Source organism: Nocardia sp. NPDC019395 (assembly GCF_040632335.1).
GTDB lineage: Bacteria > Actinomycetota > Actinomycetes > Mycobacteriales > Mycobacteriaceae > Nocardia.
In genome coordinates this window covers 14198-39247 of record NZ_JBEYBT010000021.1, presented here as the reverse complement: position 1 = coordinate 39247, position 25050 = coordinate 14198, and the positions used below count along the sequence as shown (strand labels likewise).

Sequence of the window (25050 nt, the reverse complement as noted above, 5' to 3'; positions counted from 1 at the left end):
CCAACGCTGTTCGAGCAGTCGGTGAATGTTCTCGCCGCGCATGTGCGGTGAAAGTTTTTGCGATCCACCGGCTCTCGACCTGAGCACGGAGGACCGCAATTATGGAGTCAGTACCGCTAGTCCGAAAACGCATGGCCGTTATGGCCATCCTCGCCGCCGCGGCCGGCACCATCCTCTGCACAGCCGCCCCCGCCGAAGCACGACCGGTCGAAGTGCCCGGTTTCGGCAGCTTCGAAGTCCCCGATCAGATCCCCCTACCGACCGGAATCCCCGGTATCGGAACTCCCGCGCCCCAATTCGCACCCGCCCCACCTGTGGGTGATATCGCGGTGCAGGCGGCGCGCAGCAAGCTCGGCGCCCCGTACGTCACCGGCGGCACCGGTCCGAACACCTTCGACTGCTCGGGGCTCGTGAAATGGGCCTACCAGCAGGCCGGAGTGGACGTACCGCGCACGAGCTGGTCACAGCTCTCCGCCGGCACCCCGGTATCTCTCGACCAACTACGTGTCGGTGATGTGATCTCCTACAGCGGCGGCGGACATTCCGCGCTGTACGCCGGCGACGGCAACGTGATCCACGCCGCGACCACCACGGTGGAGATATCGCCCATGTCGTATTCGCCCGTGGTCGGAGCACGCCGCTTCTGACCCGCGGCCCGTGCCGTGGCCCCTCGATCCGGCGGCAAGCCCGAACCACAGCCCCGGCCCACGGCGCACCACACGGACCGCTTTCCCCGGGCACCGGCCCGGGGAAAGCGGTCCGATGGAAATCAGAGACGTTCGATAATCGTGGCGTTCGCCAGCCCGCCCGCCTCGCACATGGTCTGCAGGGCGTACCGGCCACCGGTCTGCTCCAGATGATTGACCATGGTGGCGAGGATCCGCACACCCGAGGCACCCAGCGGATGCCCCAGCGCGATCGCCCCGCCACGCGGGTTCAGCTTCTCCGGATCGGCGTTCAGTTCGTGCTGCCACACCAGCGGCACCGGCGCGAAGGCCTCGTTCACCTCGTAGGCGTCGATATCGTCGATTGTCAGACCGGCCCGGTCCAGTACCTTCTTCGATGCCGGTACGGGTGCGGTCAGCATGAGCAGCGGGTCGTCGCCCATTACCGCGAACGAGTGGAAGCGGGCCCGCGGCGTGAGCCCCAGCTTCGCCGCCATCTGCTCGCTCATGATGAGCGCCGCGGACGCACCGTCGGTGAGCGGCGAGGAGTTACCCGGCGTGATGGACCAGTTGATCTCCGGAAAGCGCTGCGCGTACTGCTCGTCGGTGAATGCCGGTTTCAGGCCGGCGAGCTTTTCCGGGGTGGACCCGGCCCGGATGGTTTCGTCGGCGGTCAGCTCACCGGCGGCGACCAGTTCCCGATCGAACCCGCCCGCCGCCGCGGTCTCGGCCGCCAGCCGATGCGAGCGCGCCGCGAAGTCGTCGAGGGTCGCACGGTCGAACTTCCACCGCGCGGCCAGGATCTCGGCCGCGATCCCCTGCTGCACCAGCCCCTCCGGGTATCGGTGCGCGATGGGCCCGCGGTTGGCGTCCTGCCCCTGCGCGTTGGAGAACATGGGCACCCGGCTCATCGACTCCACACCGCAGGCGGTCGCGATATCGTAGGCACCCGCCAGCACACCCTGCGCCGCGAAATGCGCGGCCTGCTGGCTGGACCCGCACTGCCGGTCGACGGTGGTCGCCGGAACCGAGTCGGGGAATCCGGCCGCGAGCACCGCGGTCCGGGAGATATTGAACGCCTGCTCGCCACTCTGGGTGACACATCCGCCCACCACATCGTCGACCAGCGCGGGATCCAGGTCGTTGCGTTCGATCAGTTTCTCGAGGACCCCGGCCAGCAGGGTCGCGGGATGTACCCCCGACAAACCCCCGCCCATCTTGCCTTTCCCGGACGGCGTGCGAACCACATCGACGATGACGGCGGACTGCATGGGCCCCTCCTGAGCTGCTCGTTACGGTCGCCAAGTTAGCGGCCGTTCAAGGATAAGTTAACACCTATTCGCATCAGGAGACCAGATCCGAAATCTCACCCGGCGCACCTGCACGGCGATCCGGAAGGGGCACACTCGCCGTACAAGCGGCACGATTTCGCACTGCGGACGGTTCACCGATGCGTCCCCGGACAGCTATTCCGACGCCGGCCTACTCTTGCCGAGCGCCTGCACGCGGGCACTCAGCGAACGTCCGAGCCCGACGACCTCGGCATCCATATCCGACAGCCAGGTCGGAACGGCCCGGCCGCTCACGCGTTCGACCAACGGCGTGTGTAGCAGCGGCCGGAGCCAGCGCAGCACACCGGCCCAGGCCGGGACGTTGATCCGTTCGGCACGCCGCTCGATCCCCCGTTCGAACCTCGCGGCGCATTCCCGCACCGGGATCGCTTTACGGAGCGGTCGCGGCATCGTGGCGCGTGCTCGCACGGAAGCAGGAACGTCGGCGTGCGCTTCCCGCACCAGCGATGTGTCGATCCACGACATATGCGCGGAACCGACCCCGACACCGAGGTGCGCGACTTCGAGCCGTAACGCATTCGCGAACTGCTCTACTCCGGCTTTGGTGGCGTCGTAGGCCGCCAGCCCCGGCATCGCCACATAGGCAGCAATGGAGGAGACGATCAGCACGTAGCCCCGCCGCTCGGCAATCGACGGCAAAGCGGCACGGACAGTGTGGAAACTGCCGATGAGGTTGACCTCGACCACCCGCCGGAAAGCGGCGGGATCCACCGTGAGGACCGACCCGTAGCTGCTGATACCCGCGTTCGCCACGACGATATCGATGCCACCGAACCGCTCGACCCCGCGCGCCACCGCGTTCTCCACCGCGGCGAGATCACACACATCGGCAGAAACCGCCACAACATGCTCTTCGCCGCCCAATTCCACGGCGAGCTCCCGCAACGGCGCCGAATCGTTATCGATGAGCACCAACCGCGCACCCCGCGCACGCAACCGCCGGGCGACCTCCGCACCGATACCGCGGGCGCCGCCGGTGACAAGTGCGACCTTGCCGGTGAAGGCGGTCATGGAACTGACGATAAACCCGCTGATCACGCTCCCGAAAGAGGGCAGTGGCAGGCGTTCGCGCCTTGTGAGCACGTCGTGACCATCGGTGTCGGCGGGAACACGGTCTATCGAGTCGCGTACGGATCGGTCAGCGTCGCCGGCGTCCGGGCCACCTCCAGGGCCGCCGCCGGGAATCGGACGCCGGCGATCGAGCAGACATCATCCGATAGACGCGACAGCTATGGCGCGCGGAACGCCCTGAAGGTCACGTGTTTCCGAGTCCGGAAGCCGAGCCGCTCGTACAGGGCGATGGCGCCGGTGTTCGCCTCGGCCGAATGGAGGAAAGGACGTTCACCGCGAGCCACGATACGAGACACGAGCTCGAGGATCAGGCGGCTGGCGTGACCTCGCCCGCGCGCCTCGGGAGCGGTGCAGACCGCACTGACCTCGGTCCATCCCGGCGGCCGGAGCCGTTCACCCGCCATCGCCACCAACGCGCCGTTGTCGCGGATCCCGAGATAGGTCCCGAGTTCGTGCGTACGCGGCCAGAACGGTCCCGGCCGGGTACGTGCGACGAGGTCGAGCATCTCGGATGCGCTGTCCGCGCCCAATTCGACCACCTCGGAGTCGGCGGTGGCATCCAGCCGGTCGGGCCCGCCGGTACCGGACCAGATCATCTGCCGGCCCTCCAGCACGAGAACCGGCTCCCACTCCGGCGGTGGTTGCGCCGCGCAGCTGAACATATCGGCGACTTCACCCGCACCGAGCAATCGAGCCAGATCGGCCCACTCCCCCGGGCCCGGGTCGCGGCCGACCGTTGCGAAGGTCGCGATTCCCGGCAGGTAGGTCGCGGCCCCGCCGAGCCTGCGGGCCAGATGCGCGTGACTCCCCCGCAGCGATTCGCCCACCGGGTCGTCGAGCACACCGTCATCGAGGTCGAGCGCTGTCCCACATCTCTCGTCGTTCGCCACTTCGTGAGTATGCATCGGCCGTACCGCGTCGGCAGTTCCGGTGCACGAACCCGGCACCGAGGGGATCGGCAGGGCATCTCCCGGTCCGCCTAGCCTGACTGGTGTGATGCGCAGGGAATGGGAAGCAGTGCTCGACTCCAATCGTGCCGCACTGATTCGAGCTGTGGGATCCCTTACCGACGAACAGAGTCGCCGACGGCTCGTCCCATCACTGACCACACCGATCGGGCTGGTCAAACATTGCGCCGCCGCCGAGCGCGTCTGGTTTCAGCGTACGGTCGGCGGACTCACAGAATCCCAGTGCGACGGCTACGCCCGAGGCGATGATGAGGGCTGGGCTGTCCCGCCCGAACAGACCTTGGACCAGGTGATCGCCGAATACGAGGCTGCCGCTGCTAGGTCGCGGGAGATCGCGCGAACCGCAGCGGACGGCGATATCTTCGTGCATTACCGACGCGGAGCAGTCAGCTTCGCCTGGATCTGCGCACATATGATCGAGGAACTCGCCCGCCATGCTGGACATGCCGACATCTTGGTCGAGCAGATCCTCGCGACCGGGTCGATCGCCGACTGAAGCGTACTTCGACGTCGGCTTCGACCGAATCGACACGGACGCTGTCGGAGCTGCGCTCGGTCGCGCCGGCCCGCGGTTCTGCCCGTCCCGTGCCGGAGCCGGAGCCTCAGAGCTCCGCTACACGGCCCGCCAGAGTGGCGTCTCCGCTGGCGAACCAACGCAGATGTAGCGGCTCGGAGGAGCGTCGCCGTACCCGCAGGGCCGCCAAGTGAATACCTTCCCTGATGATTTCGGCCTCACTCGTCTGCGTGCGCACCGCCGCTTCCTTGATTGTGGCCAGGTCATCAGCGTCGACGTCGACGGTGATCCACTCGAAGGGCATATGCATATGGTGTCACCTTCGATAGGTGTCAGTGAGGACGGACTGGCACAGGGCGATCTGGCGAAGAATCAGGGCCCGCGTGCTTCAGTGACCGGTCCAGCGCACACCGTGTGCACCCGCTGGATACGGGCGGCCGAACGGAGCCGTCTACTACACCCGTTCCCAGCCCCGCCGCTCCCGGCGCGACCCCAGTTCCACATCGCGACTGCGGTAGACGATGTACGGCCTGGTCAGGTAACCGATCGGCATGGAGAACACGTGCACCAGGCGGGTGAAGGGCCAGAAGGCGAACAGGAGCCAGGCGGCGATCACGTGGAGTTGGAAACCGATCGGGGCGGCCAGGATCAGGTCGGTGTCGGGGCGGAAGGAGAGGATCGAGCGGAACCACGGGGATACGGTCTGGCGGTAGTCGTGCGGATTGCCGGTGGCGTTGCTGATCACCGTGGTACCGAATCCGAGGAGCAGTGTGCCGATCAACAGGATGTACATGATCTTGTCGTTACGGGTGGTCGCGGAGAACACCGGACCTGTGGTGCGGCGGCGGTAGATCAGGATCGCGGCGCCGATCAGGGTCGCGATACCGGCGAGCACGCCCAGACCGACGGACAGCGCGTGGTAGACGGGTTCGCTGACACCGATCGATTCGGTCCAGCCCTCGGGGATGAGCAGGCCGACGATATGGCCCAGGATCACCAAGAGGATTCCGTAGTGGAAAAGGGGGCTGCCCAGGCGGAGCAGGCGGTTCTCGTAGAGCTGGGAGGAGCGGGTGGTCCAGCCGAACTTGTCGTAGCGGTAGCGCCAGTAGTGGCCGACCAGGAAGATCGCGATCGCGGCGTAGGGCAGGGCCACCCACAGCAGAATGTCGACCGCGGTGAGTTCTTGGCCTGCGGCGGCGTGAAATGTGGAATTCATCGACGCACCTCTCTATCTATGGCGCCGCCTCCGGCGTCGCGGGGTCGGGGCCCTATTAACCCCGGCTCTTCACTCCGGCGCTCAGTCGCTGCGCTCCTTCGCTCTGTCGCTGCAGAGCCGGGGCGGGCCCCGACCGCAAAGGTGGACCGTGTGGGGAATGTGGGGGTGGGGAGATGGACTGCGGGGGTGGGGGGATGAGCTGCGGGGGCGGGGAGGTATTGGGGTGGGGTGAAGGGTGCTAGGCCGACGGCTTCTTCCGGGGGGCCTTCCGCGATGAGGCGGGCGATGGCGTCCTCTTCGCGGCCGGCCAGGGTGGGGAGGGTCGCGACGACGGAGTCGAGTATGTCGGCCCAGGGCGAACCGGTGTCGTGCAGGCCGCGGCGCATCAGCTCCAGGCCGGCGCGGTGCTCGGTGAGTAATCGCAAGCCGGTCTCGGCGTGACCGGATGCGGCGAATTCGAGGACTACGGAAAGGTGGTCGGGTAGTTCGTCCTCGCTCAACCGCATACCGGCCGCCTGATACGCCTGTTTGAAACGCAGGAGTGCGACACCGCGTTTGCGGGTGTCGCCGTACGCGAAATAGGTGAGGTAGGGGCTGAAGCGTTTGCGGTGGTCGAAGGTCGCGACATAGTCGGCGGCGAGTTCGAACGGCGAGCACGCCTGAACGTGGGCGAGGAACCGGGCGAGTGGATCCCCGACCGGCAATGGCAGGGTCGCCGCTACCGCGCCGAGAAGTTCCAGATTGCGGCGCAGGGTTTCGTCCGGGTAGCCGAGCAGCAGTGATTGCGCCTGCCACGCGGCGGCACGGGTGGCGGGATCGAGTTTCGTCGCGGATTTCATCGCTGCGGCTCCGAATCGGCGCCGGAACTCGCGCTACTTTCCCCGGCCGGTGGAAAGAGACCGTCGGGGGCTTTCCCGTCCCAATTGAGCAGGTTCGCACGACCCTGCCCGCCGACCGAGGCGGCGGTGTCCGCGGTCTGCCGATTGCGCAGCATCCGGAAGTTCTCCACGGCGATAGGCGACACCCCGCCCGAGCTCTCCCCGAACGGCCCCGAACCTGTCATTCCCGGGCCGCCTTCGTAATCCAGGCTGCATTCGGTGGCGAGCTCTTCCAGACCGTGTGCCTGTTCGGCGTGCGCGGGTGGAATAACGTAGCGCTCATCGTATTTGGCCAGGGCGAGCAGGCGGAACATATCGTAGAGCTGTTCACCGGTCATACCGACAGCTTCGGCGACCCGCTCCTGGGGCTCACGGCCGAAATTGATATCGCGCATATAGCTGCGCATGGCGGCGATGCGGCGCAATACCTCGGTAACCGGTGCGGGATCTCCGGCGGTGAACAATTGGGCGAGATAGTCCACCGGGATGCGCAGGGCCTCGATGGCGGCGAACAGATTGCCGTAGTCCTCGGCATCGTGACCGGTATCGCGGACGATATCGACCACCGGCGACAGCGGCGGGATGTACCAGACCATCGGCAGGGTGCGGTATTCCGGATGCAGCGGCAGCGCGACCTGGTAGGTGTTGATGAGCGCGTAGATCGGTGAACGGTCGGCGGCCTCGACCCAATCCCACGGGATGCCGGCACGTTCGGCTTCGCGCCGCACCTCGGGATCGGCCGGGTCCAGGAAAACATCGCGCTGCGCCTGGTAGAGGTCGTGTTCGTCGGGGGTGGCCGCGGCTTCGAGGACCTTGTCCGCGTCGTAGAGCACCAGGCCGATATAGCGCAACCGGCCCACGCAGGTCTCCGCGCAGACGGTCGGCAGGCCGACCTCCACCCGCGGAAAACAGAAGGTGCATTTCTCCGCTTTTCCGGTGCGGTGGTTGAAATACACCTTCTTGTACGGGCAGCCGGAAACACACATACGCCAGCCCCGGCAGCGGTCCTGGTCGACCAGGACGATCCCGTCCTCACTGCGTTTGTAGATGGCACCGGACGGGCACGAGGCCGCGCAGGACGGGTTCAGGCAGTGCTCGCAGATCCGGGGCAGATAGAACATGAAGGTCTGCTCGAATTCGAAACGGACCTTCTCGGCGAGTTTGCTCAGCAGCGGGTCACGGTCGCCGTAATCGGTGGCGCCGCCGAGGTCGTCGTCCCAGTTCGCGGACCATTCGATTTTCGTATCTTTTCCGGTGATCAGCGATTTCGGCCGGGCGACCGGGGTGTGCTGCTGGGCGGGAGCGGTGGTGAGGTTCTCGTAGTCGTAGGTCCACGGCTCGTAGTAGTCGCTCAGCTCGGGCATTATCGGGTTGCTGAAAATAGTGAACAATTTCCGGAACCGCCCACCGCCCTTGAGCTTCAGGTTGCCCTTGCGGTTCAGCTCCCAGCCGCCCCGCCATTTGTCCTGATCTTCGTAGGTTCGCGGATATCCTTGTCCGGGACGGGTTTCCACATTGTTGAACCAGACGTATTCGACACCGGACCGGTTCGTCCACGCCTGTTTGCACGTCACCGAACAGGTATGGCAGCCGATACATTTGTCCAGGTTCATCACCATTGCCATCTGCGCCATGACCCGCATCAGTAACTCACCTCCTGACCGCGGCGACGGATCACCGTCACCTCGTCGCGTTGATTTCCGGTGGGTCCGAGATAGTTGAACGCGAAGCTGAGCTGCGCGTAGCCGCCGATGAGGTGGCTGGGTTTGATGAGCAGGCGGGTCAGCGAATTGTGGATACCGCCGCGCTGCCCGGAGGTTTCGCTGATCGGAACGTCGATCAGCCGGTCCTGGGCGTGATACATGTACACCGTGCCTTCCGGCATGCGGTGCGAGACCACGGCCCGCGCCACCACCACCCCGTTACGGTTGACCGCCTCGACCCATTCGTTATCGGCGACCCCGATCTTCGCGGCGTCCCGCGGCGCCATCCAGATCGTCGGACCACCCCGCGACAGGCTCAGCATGAACAGGTTGTCCTGGTATTCGGAATGGATCGACCACTTGCTGTGCGGGGTGAGATAGCGGACGGTGACCCCGAGTTCGCCCGTCGACCCCAGCCCGGGTTCGCCGAACAGGGCGGACATATTCAGCGGTGGCCGGTAGACCGGGAGCCACTCACCTAGTTCGGCCATCCAGTCGTGGTCGAGATAGAAATGCTGGCGGCCGGTGAGGGTATGCCAGGGTTTGCGGCGTTCGATATTGATGGTGAACGGCGAGTACCGGCGGCCGCCGGTCTCCGAGCCGGACCATTCCGGGGAGGTGATCACCGGAACCGGCGCGGCCTGCGTATCGGCGAAGGTGATGCGTTTGCCCTCGTTTTCGGCGGCCAGATCCGCCAGCCGCACGCCGGTGCGCTGTTCCAGGGCGCGGAAGCCCTCGGTCGCCAGGCGGCCGTTGGTGGTACCCGACAGCGCGAGTATCGCTTCCGCGGCCTGTATTCCGCGCTGTAGCGACGGTCTGCCGTCGGCCGGGCCGCCGCGGATCATGCCGTTCTTGTGCCGCAGATAGTCGACCTCGGGCGCGAGATCGAAGGTTACGCCTTTGGTCGTGGCCCCGAGCTTTTCCGCCAGCGGGCCCAGTGCACGCATCTTCGCGCCGATCGCGCCGTAATCGCGTTCCACCACCACGAGTTTCGGCATGGTGATCCCCGGTACCGGTTCGGCTTCCCCGTGCTTCCAATCCGCCACCCGCCCGTGCGGGGTGGCGAGCTCGTCCGGGGTGTCGTGCAACAGCGGTACCGCGACCACATCCTTGCGGACCCCCAGCCGCGGACCCGCCAGCTCGCTGAACTTCTCGGCGATCGTCTGAAAGGCATCCCAGTCGGTGCGGGTCTGCCAAGGCGGCGCGATCGCCGGGTTGAACGAATGCACGAACGGGTGCATATCGGTGGTGTTCAGATCGTGTTTCTCGTACCAGGTGGCGGCGGGCAGTACGACATCGGAGAACAGCGTGGTGCTGGTCATCCGAAAGTCCAGGGTCAGCAGCAGATCGAGTTTGCCGCGCGGCGCCTCCGGCCGCCACACCACATCGCGTGGCCGGGCGCCGGCCGGGGTCGGCGAGGCCCGCAGCGAGGACTGCGTACCCAGCAGATGCTCGAGGAAATACTCGTTGCCCTTGGCCGAAGAACCCAGGAGATTGGCCCGCCACACACTGAGGATCCGCGGATAGTTCTCCGGTGCGTCGGGGTCCTCGCAGGCGAAACGCATCCGTCCGGACCGCAGTTCCGAAACCACGTATCCGGCCAGCGATCCGCCGTCGTTTTCGGCGGCGTCGACCAGATCCAGGGGGTTGCGATCGAAGGTCGGATACGACGGCATCCAGCCCAGACGGGACGCCTGCGCGATCACATCGGCGGTGGTCATCCCGGCCAGCCGGCCGCCGCCGCGCGCGGCCGACAGGGTGTCCGCACCGAACCAGTCATAGCGGAACTGATCGGAATGCAGGTACCAGAACGCGGTCTGGATCATCTGCCGCGGCGGCCGCGACCAGTCCAGCGCCGACGCCAGCTGCGTCCACCCGGTGACCGGCCGGCATTTCTCCTGACCCACATAGTGCGCCCAGCCACCACCGTTGACCCCTTGGCATCCGGTGATCGTGGTCAGGGTGAGGAAGGCCCGGTAGATCGTGTCGGAATGGAACCAGTGGTTGGTCCCGGCGCCCATGACGATCATCGAGCGGCCGTGACTCTCCTCGGCATTGGCCGCGAATTCCCGCGCGATCCGCAGCACAGCCGCCGCCGGGACACCGGTGATCGATTCCTGCCAGGCCGGGGTGTAGGGCTGCGCGGGATCGTCGTAATCGACCGGCCACAGTCCCGGCATACCCTCGCGATGCACCCCGTACTGCGCCAGCAGCAGATCGAAAACGGTGGTCACCAGGTGTCCGTTCACCCGGCGCACGGGCACACCGCGTTGCACGGTCGCACCGCCGCCACCGGTGGTGTCGAACCGCGGCAGCAGTACTGTCGCCGCGTCCCCGCCCAGCATCGTGAGCCGCGGTAGCGCTCCTTCGAGATCGAGATTCCAGCGACCGTTACCGGTTTCGCCGAACCGGTAGCCGAGCGAGCCGTTGGGCACCACCGGCATGCCCTCGGCATCGAGCACCACCGTTTTGAACGCCGCGTTCTCGGTGCCGATGTACTCGTCGAGATCCGCGGCCGTCAGGAACTTTCCCGGTAGATACCCGCCGTCGGTCTCGTCCAGCCGGACCAGGAACGGCAGATCCGTGAACTGCCGGATATAGCTGGTGAAATACGGGACTTCCCGCTCGACGAAGAATTCCCGCAGCACCACATGCCCCATCGCCATGGCCAGCGCCCCATCGGTACCTGGATGCGGGGCCAGCCATTCGTCGGCGAATTTCACATTGTCGGCGTAATCCGGGGATACCGCGACGACCTTCTGACCGCGGTAGCGGGCCTCGGCCATCCAGTGCGCGTCCGGGGTGCGGGTCACCGGGAGATTCGACCCCCACATGATCAGATAGCCGGCGTCCCACCAGTCCCCCGATTCCGGCACATCGGTCTGATCGCCGAACACCTGCGGGGACGCGACCGGGAGGTCGGCGTACCAGTCGTAGAACGACAGCATCGCCCCGCCGATCAGCGAGACGAACCGGGCGCCCGAGGCATGCGACACCATGGACATCGCCGGAATCGGCGAGAACCCGGCGATCCGGTCGGGGCCGTACCGTTCGATGGTGTGCACATGGGCGGCCGCGATCATCTCGGTCGCCTCGTCCCAGGTCGCGCGGACCAGCCCGCCCTTACCGCGCGCCGATTTGTACCGCGCCGCCGCCTCGGGATCCTCGACGATCGAGGCCCAGGCGCGAACCGGGTCGCCGATGGCGTTCTTCGCCGCCCGGTACATCTCCAGCAGAACACCCCGGACATAGGGGTAGCGCACGCGCGTCGGCGAATAGGTGTACCAGGAGAACGCGGCGCCGCGGGGGCAGCCGCGCGGTTCGTATTCCGGTTTGTCGGGTCCCACCGACGGATAGTCGGTCTGCTGGGTTTCCCAGGTGATGATCCCGTCCTTGACGTAGATCTTCCAGGAACACGATCCGGTGCAGTTGACCCCGTGCGTGGACCGCACCACCTTGTCGTGACTCCAGCGGTCCCGGTAGAACTCGTCGGCCTGGCGACCACCTGTTTCGTACATCGACCGCCGATCCGCGGAAACCTCGGCCCGGGTGAAGAACCGCCGGGTACCCACCAGCGCGCCGGTGAGCTCGTCGTCGAGCCGCGCGCGACCGGAGCCACTTCGCTTATGCATCATCGAACCTCCCGCCCTGACGTGCCACTTCGCGGCGCACGACCGTCAGGGTGAACACGAGCGCGGCAAGCGCGACAGCGGCCAGCGCCAGCAGACCCGGCCCGTAGTCGGAGGTCGATTCGTAGATGGCTCCCATCACCAGCGGGGGCACGAAACCGCCCAGCCCACCGGCCGCACCCACGAACCCGGTGATCGCACCGACCTTGCCCGGCGGCGCGATCAACGCGACCAGACCGAACGTGGCACCGCTGCCCGCACCGAGCGCCGCGGCGAGTACGAGGAACGCGATAGTGCCGACCGGCATCAAGTCGGGGGTAGCGGACTGGACCACGGCCGCGGCGACGACGAAACCCAGTGTGACCGCGAGAACGACCGGCCCGTTGAATCGGTCGACCAGCCAGCCACCGACCGGCCGCATGATCACCGCGAGCAGTACGAACCCGGCCATCCGGTTGGCCGCGTCCGCCTGCGAGAGGTCGTAGGCGGTGCGCAGATACGACGGCAGATACACCGAGAACGCGACGAACCCGCCGAAAGCGACCGCGTACAGTGCCGAAGCCTCCCAGGTGGCGGGCAGTCGCACGGTCTGCTTCAACCGGGTCGTCATGGACTCGGCGGGCGCGGTCCGGCCGGGAGCGTCGCGCAACAGGAACCAGGAGACCACCGCGTACACCGCCAGGGCAACCGCGCACAGCAGGAACGGGGTCGCGGTACTGCCCATATCCACCAGTTGCACCGTTGTCAGCGCGCTGATGGCGGTACCGCCCATGCCCATCCCGTACACCCCGATCGCCAGCCCCTGCTGCTCCGGCGGGAACCAGCGGCTGACGAACGGCACCCCGACCGCGAACACCGTGCCACCGACGCCGAGGAAGAACCCGCCGATCAGCAGCGCCACCAGCCCCGTATCGCCGGCCAGCCCCAGAAAGAGCACGGGCACCACGGTGATCAACGAGACCACCGGGAACATCACTCGCCCGCCGTATCGGTCGGCCAGCGCACCCACCGGAATGCGCCCGAGCGACCCCACGATCACGGGCACCGCGACCACCAGCGATTCCTCGAAGGAATTCAGCCCGAGATGCTCACGCAACCGCGGCGCCAGCGGGCTGAGCAGGGCCCACGCCCAGAAGTTGATGACGAACCCCACCGTCGCCAGAACCAGCATCAGGGTGCGCCCGCCGGTCATGGTGTGGTCGCCGGTCACGGCCCGGCCGGCGTTCAGCGGAATCGAAGAGGCCACCTTTGCTCCCAGGGAAGTCGTCCGGCAAACTCTCTGCGCCGGTGGAGCGGCAGTGCACTAAAAACCGCTCGACGGGCGATTTCGGTGATCGAACGCGGCCGGGACGACAATCCACGCCCCGCCGCTGTGCTGCGCTATCGGTGACTCACGGCCGTTCTGTTGCCCGACGGGCACCGCCGGGCGAAGCCCTTCCCCGCCCGCACATTGTCCGAGCGAAGGTGAAGGCAGGCTCATTCTGCCTCTACGAAGGTCGAGTTGTGCAGCCATCCGCGAACCCGGGAGTTTCGCGATATCCGCGGACTGCCCGCCGTCCTCCGGTACCTGACCGATTCCGGCGCGACCGGCACTCCTACGCTCGACCGGTGGATATCGACTGGCCCGAGCTGCGCGCCCGCTGCCGGATCACCGAGGACGAGGCGATCCTGGCTCTGAACAAACCCGCCGGTATCTCGGTGACCGGGGAGCGGCACGACACCGATATCGTCGCCGCGGCCGAGGACACGGGCGAGAAACTGTATCCGGTGCACCGCATCGACAAGGTCACGTCGGGCCTGGTGTTACTGGCTAAACAACTTCCGGCACACGGACAGCTCACCCGCCAGTTCAACAAACAAACCGTCCGCAAGACGTATCTGGCGATCGTCGCCGCCGGAACGGAACCACTGCCCGGCAGCGGGGTCATCGACCTCCCGCTGAGTGTCGGCCGGAAGAACCGGGTGCGGGTCGCGGCTCCCCGGGAAACCATCCAGCACACCGGTGACCGCTGGTTCGTCGCAGAAACCGATCTACTGGACACGAAGAACTACCCGTCCCGTACCGAGTTCACCGTTGTTGCCCGCCACCCCGAGCACACGGTCATCGCGCTGCACCCGGTCAGCGGACGCCGGCACCAGCTACGGGTGCACCTCGCCTGGATCGGCCACCCCATCGTCGGCGACCCATTGTTCGACCGCACCGGCACCCGGCCCCGCACCCACCTGCACTCCTGGCGACTGCGCCTCACCGCCGACTGGCGCCCCGACGGCCGGCTCGACCTGGAAGCCCCGCCGGGCGACACCTTCTGGACCCCACTCCCCCACCCACCGGAAACCCTGCCCGCCTGACCTCACCGGCCGTCGGCCCCGTCCTCAGCTCGCCTGCCCGGAGTCATGCACACCGACGCCCATGGTGTGCTACCTCATACCGCCGGTGTTTCCGCTGGATATCTCCCCTAAGCTGACAGGGTGATCCTGGTGGCTCAGGTCAGCGATACGCATTTCGATCTCGGTACTCGCAACACCGAGCGCGCGCAGCGGGTCATGGCCTATCTGGCGGAGCTGCGCCGGCGCCCCGACGTGATCGTGGTGACCGGCGATATCACCGATTCCGGTAAACCCGAGCAGTATGCCGAGGCCCGGATGTCCCTGCAGGCCGATCTGCCGGTATTCGCGATTCCCGGGAACCACGACGAACGCATCGCCTTCCGTGAGGTGCTGCTGGCCGCCCCGCCGTCGGACGATCCGGTGAACCAGGCGCACCGGATCGGCGATCTGACGCTGATCCTGCTGGATTCCAGCGTGCCGGGCCAGTCCGGTGGCCGGCTGGCCGACGAGACCTACGACTGGTTGCGCGAGATGCTCGCCGCGACCCCCGCCGACGACGCCGTCCTGCTGGCCTTGCACCACCCGCCGGTCTTTCTGCACAGCCCGATCGTGGACACGATCGCGCTGGCGGAGCCGGAGCGGCTGGCCGAGGTGATCGCCGGTGATCCGCGCGTCATCGGGACCCTGACCGGTCACGCACATACCGCCGGAGCGAGTACTTTCGCCGGACGGCCGCTGCTCATCGGTCCCAGCACCGCCTCGGTACTGGGTGGCGAATGGGAGTTGGAGCCGCCCGAGCGAGTGATGGACTACGGGCCGGATCCCTCGGTCGCCCTGCATGTCATCGACGACGACCATCGGCTGATCACGCATTTCCGCAGTGTCCCGATGGGCGGCTGGATCGCGAACCCGTACTGACCGGTCAATACCGCCCGGCGCGAGCGCGGCGATAGGCGGCGGGGGTCGCGCTGGTCCAGCGTTTGAAGGCGTAGATGAAGGTGGAGGCCTCCGCGTAGCCCAGCCGGATGGCCACATCGCTCACCGACAGCGGTGTCGTGGTCAGCATCTCCTCGGCCAGCGCCTGGCGTACCTCGTCCAGCAGTGCGCGGTAGCTGGTGCCGGCGGCGTCGAGATGCCGGCGCAGTGTCCGGGTGCTCATGTTCAGGTCGGCGGCGACGGTATCGATACCCGGCGGTGCGGTGAAACCGTCCAGCCCGCCTCTGGGCACCAGCCGGGCCCGGACCTCGGCGGCGATACCGGTCCGGGCGCGGCGCCGGTGCACCAGATCACGGCATTGCGCCAGGCAGATCGCCAGCGTGTGCTCATTGGCCTGCGGGAGCGGCTGGTCCAGGATGGCCGGGTCGAGGGCGACGAGATTCTCCGGCCGGCCGAACCTCGGCTGGGCTGCCGTGACGGCCGCGATCCGGTCGGCGTACGGCGGTTCGGGGAAGCGGAATTCCGCCCGCACCAGTTCCACGGGCCGGCCCAGAAGATCGCTCATCACCTGATGCATGGCGATCACATCGCGTTCCACCAGGAACTGCCGCACATCGGCCGGAACGGATCCGTCGTCGATGCGGCCGACGAACTCGCCGTTCTCCCACTGTGTCACCGGCAGACAGAAGGTGAAACTCAGTTCCATATAGCGCAGGGCGAAGTCGATCGCTTCGGCCAGCGTGGGACTGCTGATACAGGCGAAACCGAAGATCCCGAATGTGGTGATCCGATAGCGGCGGCCCACCTCGATACCCATCCCGGGGCGATCCAGTTGCCGCACCAGGTTGCGTACCACCGCGAGTTCTATATGCGCATCGATCTGGGCGTCGGGGTCGTGCAGGCGGGCCTCGGTGAGATCGGTGCCGCGCAGCAGGGCCGCGGCGGGAATCCCGTGCTCGGTCCCGTACCCCGCCATCAGCGCGACGCTGGCGATACCACGCGGAAAATCCCAGTCCCGGACCGATGGACGCTGCACCATGCCGACATTATGGCCGGATATCTCGATCGGCCGGGCGGCGGCTACCAGGACAGCTCGGCGCAGCGGCGGGCGGTATCGGTGGTCTCGATCTGCAGGGTCGCGTGCTGGATGTGGTAACGCTGCGCGAGTAGTTCCTGGGCGGCCCGCAGGATTTCGTCGCCCGCGTCCGCGCCGGAGGTGGTGATATGCGCCGACGCGACCTCCATTCCGGAGGTAAGTGTCCAGACGTGCAGATCGTGCACATCGCAGACCCCGGGAACCGCGGCCAGTTCGGCCGCAACTTTCTCGACGTCGAGCTCTTCCGGACTGTGCTGGAACAGGATCCGCAGCGAGCGCCGGGCCAGCAGATAGGTCCGGGGCAGTACCCACACACCGATCGCGACGCCGACGACCATATCGGCGTAGAACCACCCGGTCGTCAGGGTTATCGCCGCCGAGGCCAGCACCCCGAACGACCCCACCATATCGGCGAGAACCTCCAGGTAGGCGCCGCGCACGTTCAGGCTCTCCGCGGCACCTCGGCGCAACAGCAGGAAGGCCGCGATATTGGCGACGAGACCGATCGCACCGGCGATGAGTACCGGTCCGCCGGGCACCTCGGGCGGTTCACCGAAGCGGCGCACCGCCTCGACGAGTACATAACCGGCGACCCCGAACAGCAGGACCGCGTTGGCCAGCGCCGCGATCACTTCGGCCCGGTAGTAGCCGAAGGTGCGCGTGTAGCTGGGCCGGGTGTTGCGGGCCAGCATGATCGCCGAGAGCGCCAGGCCGATGCCCACGACATCGGTGAGCATATGCGCGGCATCGGACAGTAGCGCCAGCGAGCCGGTGGCCAGCGCGACCACCAGTTCGATGAGCATGAATCCGGCGCCGATGGCGAGCGCGAGCGCGAGGCGACCGATGTACTTCCCGGACGCGCTCTCGGGTGATACGCGATGCGTATGATCATGTCCCACGCAGACAACATATGCGTCAATGCGCATGCTTGCAACACCTTCGATTCGCACACCGCCGCCGGGCTGGCAGACTTGAGATCGTGAGTGACCAGCCCGCTACCACCCGGCCCGGCGAACCGGACCGGCCCGCCGGCGAACCGCGAGGCGCGGCATTGCGGCCGATCGAACTCGCCACCGGCGCCGTTCTCGGCGGCGCCACCGTCGGGCTCGTCACCGTCGGCTCCGTGGTGCCGTTCGCGGCAGCGCTCCAACTCGTCGCGGCCGTCCCGATGGGCCTGCTGGCCCATCGATACCGCTTCCGCGCCCTGTTCATCGCCTCGGTATCGGCGGCCCTGGTGACCTTCGTCGCCGGCGGTCTCAACGCCGCCATCGCCATGGTCGCCACCGCGACGATCGGCGGAATCGTCGGGACGGTCAAACGCCGCCACGGCGGCCTGATCACAGTCACCGGGCTGTCGATCGTCGCGGGTATCGCCTGGGGCGCGTTCGCGATCGGATTCCTGCTGTTCTTCTCCGCCACCCGCGATCTGGTCTTCGACAATATCCGCAACAGCGCGACCGGCCTGGCCGACCTCACCTCCCGGCAATCCCAGCTGGAGCCCCTGGGCCGCGGTGTCCTGGACCTGGCCGAGACCGTCCTCGACTGGTGGTGGATCTACATCGGCGGGACCGTCGCGGCCGGAACCGTGGTCACCGCCATGGTCTCCTGGTTCGTACTGGGTTCCGTCCTGGACCGGCTGACCTGGCTCCCCGGCACCGACCGGCTCGACGCACCGGCCGACAACCGCCCGATCGCGCCACTGCCCGTGACGATGCGAGCGGCGGGATACAGCTACCCGGGCGTCCCCGATCCCGCCCTGGCCGATATCGACCTGCGCGTCGAGGTCGGCGAATTCGTCGCGGTGGTCGGGCACAACGGGTCCGGCAAATCCACCCTCACCCGGCTGCTGGCCGGGCTGCCACCGAGTACGGGCACGGTGGATCGCCCCGGCTCCGCGGGTCTGGGCCATCTCGGTGGCACCGCCCTCGTTCTCCAGCGACCGGAAAGCCAGACCCTGGGCGTCCTGGTCGCCGACGATGTCGTCTGGGGTCTGCCGACCGAGCTCGCCGCCGAGGTACAGATCGACGACCTGCTCCACGAGGTCGGATTGGACGGGATGGGCGGCCGGGAAACCGCGACCCTGTCCGGTGGTCAGCAGCAACGGCTCGCAGTCGCGGCTGCCCTCGCCCGGCGGCCCGCGCTGCTCATCGCCGACGAGGCGACCTCCATGATCGACCCGGACGGCCGCCGCGAGCTGGTGACGTTGCTCGCCGGACTCCCGAAACACCATCGGATGGCGGTGGTGCTGGTCACCCATCACGAAGCCGACGCGGCCGCCGCCGACCGGGTGGTGCACCTGGCAGACGGCCGGATGGTCGGCCACCTGCCCGCCTGGCCGAAACCGGCCCGGACGCAACGCCGCCGCCCCATGGGCGATCCGATCCTGGAGCTGCGTGGCGTCCGGCACACCTACAACCGCGGCACACCCTGGGAGGCGCCCGCCCTGCACGGGGTCGACCTGTCGGTGCGCCGTGGGGAGGCACTCCTGGTGGTCGGCGGGAACGGGTCCGGGAAATCGACCCTGGCCTGGATCATGGCCGGGCTCATCGCGCCCAGTATCGGCCGTTGCGAACTCGCCGGAAAACCGGTCAGCAAACAGATCGGCCGCGTCGAACTGGCCTTCCAACATTCCCGCCTACAGCTCCAGCGGCACACCGTCGGTGAGGAGATCACCGACTGGGGCGGGGAGGGCACCGGATCGGGCACTGTCGGCAAGGCCCTCGACGCCGTCGGCCTGGACCGATCCATGACCACACGTTCCATCGAGGAACTCAGCGGCGGTCAGGCGAAACGAGTCGTACTGGCCGCCATCGTCGCCGCCCATCCGCAGGTGGTGGTGCTGGACGAACCGCTGGCGGGACTGGACCCGGAAGGCCGCGCGGATATCGTCGACCTGCTGGCCCGGCTCCGCGATTCCGGTCTCACCTTGATCGTCATCTCGCACGATGTCGAGGATGTCTCGGCCATCTGCGACCGCACGGTCCATCTGCGGGCCGGACGGATCCCGGAAACCGAGACCGCGCAGGTACCGGTTCCGGAACGGGAGGACGATACCGCGCCGATACCGCCGATCCGCCCGCCCGGACCGGTCCACCAACCGGCCCCCGGCACCGCATGGCGTCTGCGCGGCGACGCCCACGGAATCGACCACGGAGGCGCCCGATGAGCACGGTACTGCTGCGCCGGGTTCCGGTATCCAGCCCGGTGCACCGGCTGTGGGCCGGAACCAAGATGATCGGCGTCTTCCTGATAAGCCTGCTGTTGATGATCCTGCCGACCTGGCCCATCCTCGGCATCATGATCGTGTTCCTGATCGCGACCGGGGTCGTGGCGCGGCTACCGCTGGGCGTACTGCCCCGGCTGCCCTGGATGATCTGGCTGCTGATCGGAGTCGGCGCGTTGTTCAGCGCGCCGGTGGGCGGCGCCGCGCTACTGCGCTACGCGCAGATCGTGGTGTTCGGTCTGATCGTGCTGGCGGCGTCGATGATGATCGCCTGGACCACACCGATGAGCGATATCGCGCCGGCCCTGGCAACTCTCGGCCGCCCACTGCGCAAACTGCGGGTACCAGTCGACGAACTGGCGGTGGTAGTGGCACTCGCGCTGCGCGGGCTGCCACTTCTGCTGGAGGAGATCCGGATTCTGCGCGCGGCACGCCGGTTACGCCCCAAACCCGATCTGCTGCACCGCACCACCGACCCGCTGATCGATATCCTCACCGCCGCGATGGCGGTATCGACCCGCCGGGCCGGTGAACTGGGTGAGGCCATCACCGCCCGCGGCGGTACCGGCCGGCTCACCGCGCGACCGGCCACACCCGGCCGCAACGACGCCGTCGCCCTCGCCGTGGTGGTCGTCGTATGCGCCGGGGCGCTCGCCGTGGAGCTACTGCTCTGACCCTTTACTTCTTCTGGTCACGCACCGCCTTACGAGCCGCATCCTGCGCCTTGTCGACCTGTCCGGCGTACTTACCGCCCGTCTTCTTGTCCACCGCGTCGCCGACCTTCTCGATCAGCGGGTCCACCTTGTCGGCGTTCTTACGCGCCAACCCCAGCGCTTTGTTCGCCAGCCCTTTGAAATCCATGGTGCGCTCCTCGCTCGAACTCGCTACGGCGATAACAATACCCAGCGAGGTCGTCGACCGAGCAGTGACGGCTGTGCGGACGGTTGTCACACTTCGCCCAGCCACGCCGGATGCCAGAATCGGCCGCCGTCGGTCCAATCCATATAACGCACAGTGCCTTTGATCTTCGGTGTCACCCAGATCGCGTCCCGGATCTCATCGGGCGACATCTCGTTGGTGAACGGAGTCGTTTTGCGCTCCAGCCGGCGCAGGCGGGTGGCCAGGTCGTTCATTCGTGCCTCGCCGAATCCGGTGCCGACCCGGCCCGCGTACACCAGGCCGTCCTCGGCCGGGATCCCGACCAGCAGTGAGGCGAACGGCCGCGCCTTACTACGTCGCATTCCACCGATCACCACCTCCTGGGTGCGCCAGTTCCGCTGTTTCACCCAGGAATGTCCGCGGGTGCCGGGCAGATAGACCGAATCCAGCCGTTTGGCGACCACCCCCTCGGCTCCCTCGTCCCGGCTGTGCCGCAAGGCCTCCGCGCCGCTGCCCTCGTAGCGCGGCGGCACCCGCAGTTCGCCGGTCGTCGCGGCGAGTGCCTCCAGCACCTGGCGGCGGTCCCGGTAGCGTTTGCGCAGCAGCGAAGTGCCGTCGAGGTACAGCAGATCGAAGGCGAGGAACTCGGCCCGCCGCGGATTCGCGTTCAGCAGCGCGATATTCACTTCGCCCTCCGGACCCCGGACGATGATCTCCCCGTCGAGTACCGCCTGGTGATCCGATAATTCCTCGGCCAGTACCGCCAGCTGCGGATAGCGCGTGGTGACATCGTTCCCCGCCCGGCTGCGCAACCGCAGTTCACCGGCATCGATTTCCACGATCAGCCGGAACCCGTCCCATTTCCGTTCGAACGCCCATTCCGATTCCGGCAGTCCGGCCACCTCCCCGCTGGTGGCCAGCATCGGGCTGAGGCCGCGCGGCAGGTCGGCGGTCGAAGGCTGATCCTTCATCAGATGCATCAGCCACTGGTCGCCTTCGGTGCGGATGAACGCGTACCGGCCCGCCAGGCGATCGCCGCGCAGTACGACGATCACCTCGTCGTCGCGCCATTTCTCGGTGCGGTAGGTGCCGGTGTCCCAGACCGACATCTCACCGGCCCCGTACTCGCCGGCCGGGATCGTCCCCCGGAAATCCAGGTATTCCAGCGGATGGTCCTCCGTATGCACGGCCAGGCGATTCTGCCGCGGACTGTCCGGCGGGCCTTTGGGTACCGCCCAGGACACCAGGACCCCGTCGCGTTCCAGCCGCACATCCCAATGCAACCGGCGGGCGTGGTGTTCGTGGACAACGTAGCGGTTTCCGGGCCCCGGGCGGGGGGATCGCGCGGGGACCGGTTCCGGGGTGCGGCCCGGATCGCGCATGGACCGGTACTTCGTCAGCGCGTCGTCGAGCGCGGGATCCAGTTCGGCCAGCAGATCCCCCTCGGACCGGTACCGCCGCAGAACCTCGTCGAACCGCAGTTGCCGTAGTTCGCGCGCGTCCTCGATCTCCGCCCAGCTACGCGGCGCGGCGGCGTTCGGCTCGTCGCGGCCACGCAGCGAATAGGGCGCGATAGTTGTTTTCGACGGGTTGTTCTGACTCCAGTCCAGGAATACCTTCCCGGCCCGGACCTTCTTGGCCATCGTGGCGGTGACCAGGTCGGGAAGCATTTTCTCCAGATTCGTGGCCACCTGTTTGGCCACCGTGGACGCGCCGCCCGGGCTCAGCGCCCGGTCCAGCGGGACATAGAGATGGATGCCCTTGCTTCCGCTGGTCAACGGATACGCGCGCATACCGATCTCGGCGACCATATCCCGCACTCCGAGCGCCACCCGGGCGCATTCGGCCAGGCCCGCACCCGGGCCGGGGTCCAGATCGAATACCAGCCGTGTCGCCGGGCCCCGGGCGTCCCCGTCGAAGCGCCACTGCGGTACATGGATCTCCAGAGCGGCCTGCTGCCCCAGCCAGACCAACCCGGCCTGCGAGGAGATCACCGGGTAATACGCGGTGCGATCGGAATGTTTCTGGGCGCGGCGCGGCACCCACGACGGGGTACCCGCGCCGAGGTTCTTCTCGAAAAAAGCGGATTCGGCCACCCCGTTGGGCCAGCGTTTCCGGGTGACCGGACGGCCCGCGATATGCGGCAGCATGGCCGGGGCGATCTCGGCGTAGTACTCGATCACCTCGCCTTTTGTGGTGCCGGTCGCCGGATAGAGCACCTTGTCGAGGTTGCTCAGCCGCACCTCGATATCCGGCTGACCGGGTTCACCGCCGAATGCCCGGGCCACGCCGGCTCACCGCTGCGAGCGGTCGACCCCGTCCGGTATCCGGCCGCGGCTCACGGCCGCGGGCCCGTCCCCGGCTCGCCGGGCTGTCCCGGACCGCCCTGCTGATCGGGTGGGACCACCTTGCGGGCGGCTTCCTTACCCTTCTGGATCTTGTCCGAGTATTTGCCCTTGGTCTTCTGGTCGAGAAAATCCCCGGCCTTGTCGACCCCTTGATTGATCTTGTCGGAGTTCTTTGCCGCAACTTCCTGGCCCTTGCCGACCAGGTTCTTCAGGTTGTCCATCAAGCTCATTGCCGGATCCCTTCCTGTCGCCGTGCGGAAGTGTTCACCCCATATCCTCCCACCAGGAACGCCCCGGCGGGAGATCACCGATATCGAGCCGTTGCCCGGGGACCGGCACCACGATCTCGGTACCGGCGGCGGTGGCCGCGGCCACCAGCCGCCGCACCGGCTCGTCCCAGGGATGCGGCGCCAGATTGAAGGTCGCCCAGTGGATCGGGAGCAGCACACCGTGGGCCGGATCGCCGCCGCAGAGGTCGGCGTGCGCGCGCACCGCCTCCTCGGGGTTCATATGGATATCGGCCCAGTGCTGGTTGTAGGCCCCGATGGGCAGCAGGGTCAGATCGAAGGGGCCGTATTGCGCGCCCGTCTCCGCGAAGGCCTTGGTGAACCCGGTATCACCGCCGAAATACACGCGATGTGCCGGACCGGCCAGCGCCCAGCCCGCCCACAGCGTGGTGTTGCGGACCAGTCCGCGACCGGAGAAATGGCGCGCCTCGGCGCAGGAGATCGTCAGTTCACCACTCGCGGCGTCCACAGACGACAGCGAATACGAACCACCCCAGTCCAATTCGACTATCCTGGCCTCGGGCACCCCCCAATGCCGCAGATGCGCCCCGACCCCGAGCGGCACCACGAAAACGGCCTGCTGGGTGGCCACCAGAGTCGCGACGGTATCGGCATCGAGATGGTCGTAATGGTCGTGAGAGATCACCACCGCGTCCACCGGCGGCAGATCCGCCAACGCCACCGGCACCGGATGGATCCGGCTCGGCCCGACCAGCCGCGAGGGCGAAACCCGCTCGCTCCACACCGGATCGGTGAGCACCCGGAATCCGTCGATCTCGATCAACGCACTGGCATGCCCGTACCAGGTGACGGCGAGATCCGCGGCCACCGGCGGCTGTTCCGGTTCGGCCAGCGGCACAGCGCCCTTCGGCCGTCCCGCCCGCATGGCGGTCACCATCGACAGCAACCCGGCGGGGTTGTCCGCGACGACGATCGGCGAAGCGGGTTCGGTGTTGTGGAACTGCCGATTGCGGTAGGTGCGTGCCCCGGCCGCGGTGGGCGCGATCGCCGAAACGGATGCGCCGAGCGCCGCGGGCAGTCCGTCCAGCGCGCGTAGCACCCAGCCCAGTGCGGTCATTCCCGCGAGCCCGGCGACCGCGGCGGAGAGTACCCGGGGTCGCATCACCGCCCCACGAACTTCGCGGTGCGCTTCTCCTTGCGGGCCTGCCTGCCTTCCTCGGCGTCCTCGCTCTTCCATGCTGCCTCCAAGGCTGCGTGCTGCTCATGGGGCGCCGGCTCACGGGTGCCGTCGTCATTGAGCTCCAACTTCAGATGACGCAATGACAGTGGCGCGAGTTCGGCGACCGATTTCGCCCAACTCTGCGCGTCGGCCGCCGTACCGAGGCGGTTGGCGAAGCCGAAGGTGTACGCGTCCGCGGCCGATATCGGTTCGGCACCGAGCAGAACGGTCCGGGCCGGACCGCCACCGAGCAGCGAGACCAGCCGGCGGGTGGTCCAGCGATCCACGGAGATACCGAGTTTCGCCGCGGGGATCGCCAGATAGGAATCGGGCGCCATCACCCGCAGATCCGCGGCCATGGCCAACTGCACACCGGCACCCAGCGCGGGCCCGTTCAAGGCCGCGATCACCGGCACCGGCATGGCCTCGACTTCGTGCAGCATCTCCAGCAGGGCATCGAGGAATTCGGTGGAGTACACGCCGTCCAGATCGGCGCCCGCGCTGAACACCGGTCCGCGGCCCGTGATCACGATGGCCCGGGCGTCGAGCCGCGCGTGTGAGAAGGCCTCGCGAAGCGCGATGACCAGATCCAGGTTCAGCGCGTTACGCCGCTCTTCGCGCTGTAGTTCGATAGTGGTGACGTCGCCGTCGCGGCTGACCCCGAGCATGTGTGTCCTTCCCCGCTGAAACGAATACAGAACCGACAGCCAATAACGATGCGCTACTGCCCACTCTGCCACAGCACGGGGGCGGGCCCACGGAAACGCGACGTGGCTC

22 protein-coding genes are annotated in these 25050 nt (G+C 67.3%); 6 read left to right on the top strand and 16 right to left on the bottom strand.

Translation table 11 applies throughout. The features are described from left to right. The first annotated feature begins 131 nt into the window (after positions 1-131). A complete protein-coding gene (locus tag ABZ827_RS28005) occupies positions 132-647 on the top strand; it encodes a C40 family peptidase (RefSeq protein ID WP_357242852.1) in 516 nt (171 codons plus the stop codon). A 122-nt stretch (positions 648-769) separates the two neighbouring features. Here the strand turns inward: ABZ827_RS28005 and ABZ827_RS28000 are convergent, their stop codons facing one another. The 3 genes from ABZ827_RS28000 to ABZ827_RS27990 form a co-directional block, all read right to left on the bottom strand. Next, the gene (locus ABZ827_RS28000; protein WP_357242849.1) at positions 770-1936 is read right to left on the bottom strand and encodes a thiolase family protein; all 1167 of its coding nucleotides are present in this window, start codon (positions 1934-1936) and stop codon (positions 770-772) included. Between the two features lie 195 nt (positions 1937-2131). After that, on the bottom strand, positions 2132-3028 hold the full coding sequence (locus ABZ827_RS27995; protein WP_357242846.1) for an SDR family oxidoreductase: 897 nt from the start codon (positions 3026-3028) through the stop codon (positions 2132-2134). A 218-nt stretch (positions 3029-3246) separates the two neighbouring features. After that, on the bottom strand, positions 3247-3978 hold the full coding sequence (locus ABZ827_RS27990; RefSeq protein WP_357242843.1) for a GNAT family N-acetyltransferase: 732 nt from the start codon (positions 3976-3978) through the stop codon (positions 3247-3249). Between the two features lie 106 nt (positions 3979-4084). Between ABZ827_RS27990 and ABZ827_RS27985 the strand changes: the two genes are divergently transcribed. Continuing rightward, positions 4085-4552 (top strand): DinB family protein, encoded by a 468-nt coding sequence (locus ABZ827_RS27985; RefSeq protein ID WP_357242979.1) that lies wholly within the window; start codon positions 4085-4087, stop codon positions 4550-4552. Between the two features lie 106 nt (positions 4553-4658). On the opposite strand, the gene ABZ827_RS27980 is transcribed toward ABZ827_RS27985, so the two are convergent. The 6 genes from ABZ827_RS27980 to ABZ827_RS27955 form a co-directional block, all read right to left on the bottom strand. After that, complete coding sequence (locus ABZ827_RS27980) at positions 4659-4880, bottom strand: hypothetical protein (protein ID WP_357242840.1); 222 nt, start codon at positions 4878-4880, stop codon at positions 4659-4661. 144 nt (positions 4881-5024) lie between these two features. Further along, positions 5025-5786 (bottom strand): respiratory nitrate reductase subunit gamma, encoded by a 762-nt coding sequence (gene narI, locus ABZ827_RS27975; RefSeq protein ID WP_357242837.1) that lies wholly within the window; start codon positions 5784-5786, stop codon positions 5025-5027. After that, complete coding sequence (gene narJ, locus ABZ827_RS27970) at positions 5783-6625, bottom strand: nitrate reductase molybdenum cofactor assembly chaperone (protein ID WP_357242834.1); 843 nt, start codon at positions 6623-6625, stop codon at positions 5783-5785. The genes narI and narJ overlap by 4 nt, the downstream gene beginning before the upstream one ends. Next, positions 6622-8307: a nitrate reductase subunit beta gene (narH, locus tag ABZ827_RS27965; RefSeq protein WP_357242831.1), complete on the bottom strand. Its 1686-nt coding sequence runs from the start codon at positions 8305-8307 to the stop codon at positions 6622-6624. Before narH ends, narJ begins: the two co-directional genes overlap by 4 nt. Further along, entirely contained in the window at positions 8307-11999 is a 3693-nt protein-coding gene (locus ABZ827_RS27960) for a nitrate reductase subunit alpha (RefSeq protein WP_357242976.1), read from the bottom strand. The genes narH and ABZ827_RS27960 overlap by 1 nt, the downstream gene beginning before the upstream one ends. Next, on the bottom strand, positions 11992-13242 hold the full coding sequence (locus ABZ827_RS27955) for a NarK/NasA family nitrate transporter (protein ID WP_357242828.1): 1251 nt from the start codon (positions 13240-13242) through the stop codon (positions 11992-11994). Before ABZ827_RS27955 ends, ABZ827_RS27960 begins: the two co-directional genes overlap by 8 nt. Before the next feature lie 362 nt (positions 13243-13604). On the opposite strand from ABZ827_RS27955, the gene ABZ827_RS27950 reads away from it, so the two are divergent. Both ABZ827_RS27950 and ABZ827_RS27945 read left to right on the top strand, forming a co-directional pair. Continuing rightward, entirely contained in the window at positions 13605-14345 is a 741-nt protein-coding gene (locus ABZ827_RS27950; RefSeq protein ID WP_357242825.1) for an RNA pseudouridine synthase, read from the top strand. Positions 14346-14465: 120 nt separating this feature from the next. Next, positions 14466-15242, top strand: coding sequence for a metallophosphoesterase (locus ABZ827_RS27945; protein WP_357242822.1), 777 nt, complete (start codon positions 14466-14468; stop codon positions 15240-15242). A 4-nt stretch (positions 15243-15246) separates the two neighbouring features. On the opposite strand, the gene ABZ827_RS27940 is transcribed toward ABZ827_RS27945, so the two are convergent. Then, positions 15247-16299, bottom strand: coding sequence for an AraC family transcriptional regulator (locus ABZ827_RS27940; protein ID WP_357242819.1), 1053 nt, complete (start codon positions 16297-16299; stop codon positions 15247-15249). 41 nt (positions 16300-16340) lie between these two features. Continuing rightward, complete coding sequence (locus ABZ827_RS27935) at positions 16341-17282, bottom strand: cation diffusion facilitator family transporter (RefSeq protein ID WP_357242816.1); 942 nt, start codon at positions 17280-17282, stop codon at positions 16341-16343. Positions 17283-17407: 125 nt separating this feature from the next. Between ABZ827_RS27935 and ABZ827_RS27930 the strand changes: the two genes are divergently transcribed. Further along, the gene (locus tag ABZ827_RS27930) at positions 17408-19522 is read left to right on the top strand and encodes an ATP-binding cassette domain-containing protein (RefSeq protein WP_357242974.1); all 2115 of its coding nucleotides are present in this window, start codon (positions 17408-17410) and stop codon (positions 19520-19522) included. Continuing rightward, the gene (locus tag ABZ827_RS27925; RefSeq protein WP_357242814.1) at positions 19519-20253 is read left to right on the top strand and encodes an energy-coupling factor transporter transmembrane protein EcfT; all 735 of its coding nucleotides are present in this window, start codon (positions 19519-19521) and stop codon (positions 20251-20253) included. The genes ABZ827_RS27930 and ABZ827_RS27925 overlap by 4 nt, the downstream gene beginning before the upstream one ends. Before the next feature lie 4 nt (positions 20254-20257). On the opposite strand, the gene ABZ827_RS27920 is transcribed toward ABZ827_RS27925, so the two are convergent. From ABZ827_RS27920 to ABZ827_RS27900, 5 genes are all read right to left on the bottom strand, one after another. Next, entirely contained in the window at positions 20258-20440 is a 183-nt protein-coding gene (locus ABZ827_RS27920; RefSeq protein WP_357242811.1) for an antitoxin, read from the bottom strand. Positions 20441-20526: 86 nt separating this feature from the next. Then, complete coding sequence (locus ABZ827_RS27915; RefSeq protein WP_357242808.1) at positions 20527-22746, bottom strand: ATP-dependent DNA ligase; 2220 nt, start codon at positions 22744-22746, stop codon at positions 20527-20529. Positions 22747-22796: 50 nt separating this feature from the next. After that, the gene (locus ABZ827_RS27910; protein ID WP_357242805.1) at positions 22797-23036 is read right to left on the bottom strand and encodes an antitoxin; all 240 of its coding nucleotides are present in this window, start codon (positions 23034-23036) and stop codon (positions 22797-22799) included. Between the two features lie 34 nt (positions 23037-23070). Next, positions 23071-24216, bottom strand: a complete 1146-nt coding sequence (locus tag ABZ827_RS27905) for an MBL fold metallo-hydrolase (protein WP_357242802.1) — start codon at positions 24214-24216, stop codon at positions 23071-23073. Further along, positions 24216-24941, bottom strand: a complete 726-nt coding sequence (locus ABZ827_RS27900) for an enoyl-CoA hydratase (RefSeq protein ID WP_357242799.1) — start codon at positions 24939-24941, stop codon at positions 24216-24218. The genes ABZ827_RS27905 and ABZ827_RS27900 overlap by 1 nt, the downstream gene beginning before the upstream one ends. Positions 24942-25050: the final 109 nt, after the last annotated feature.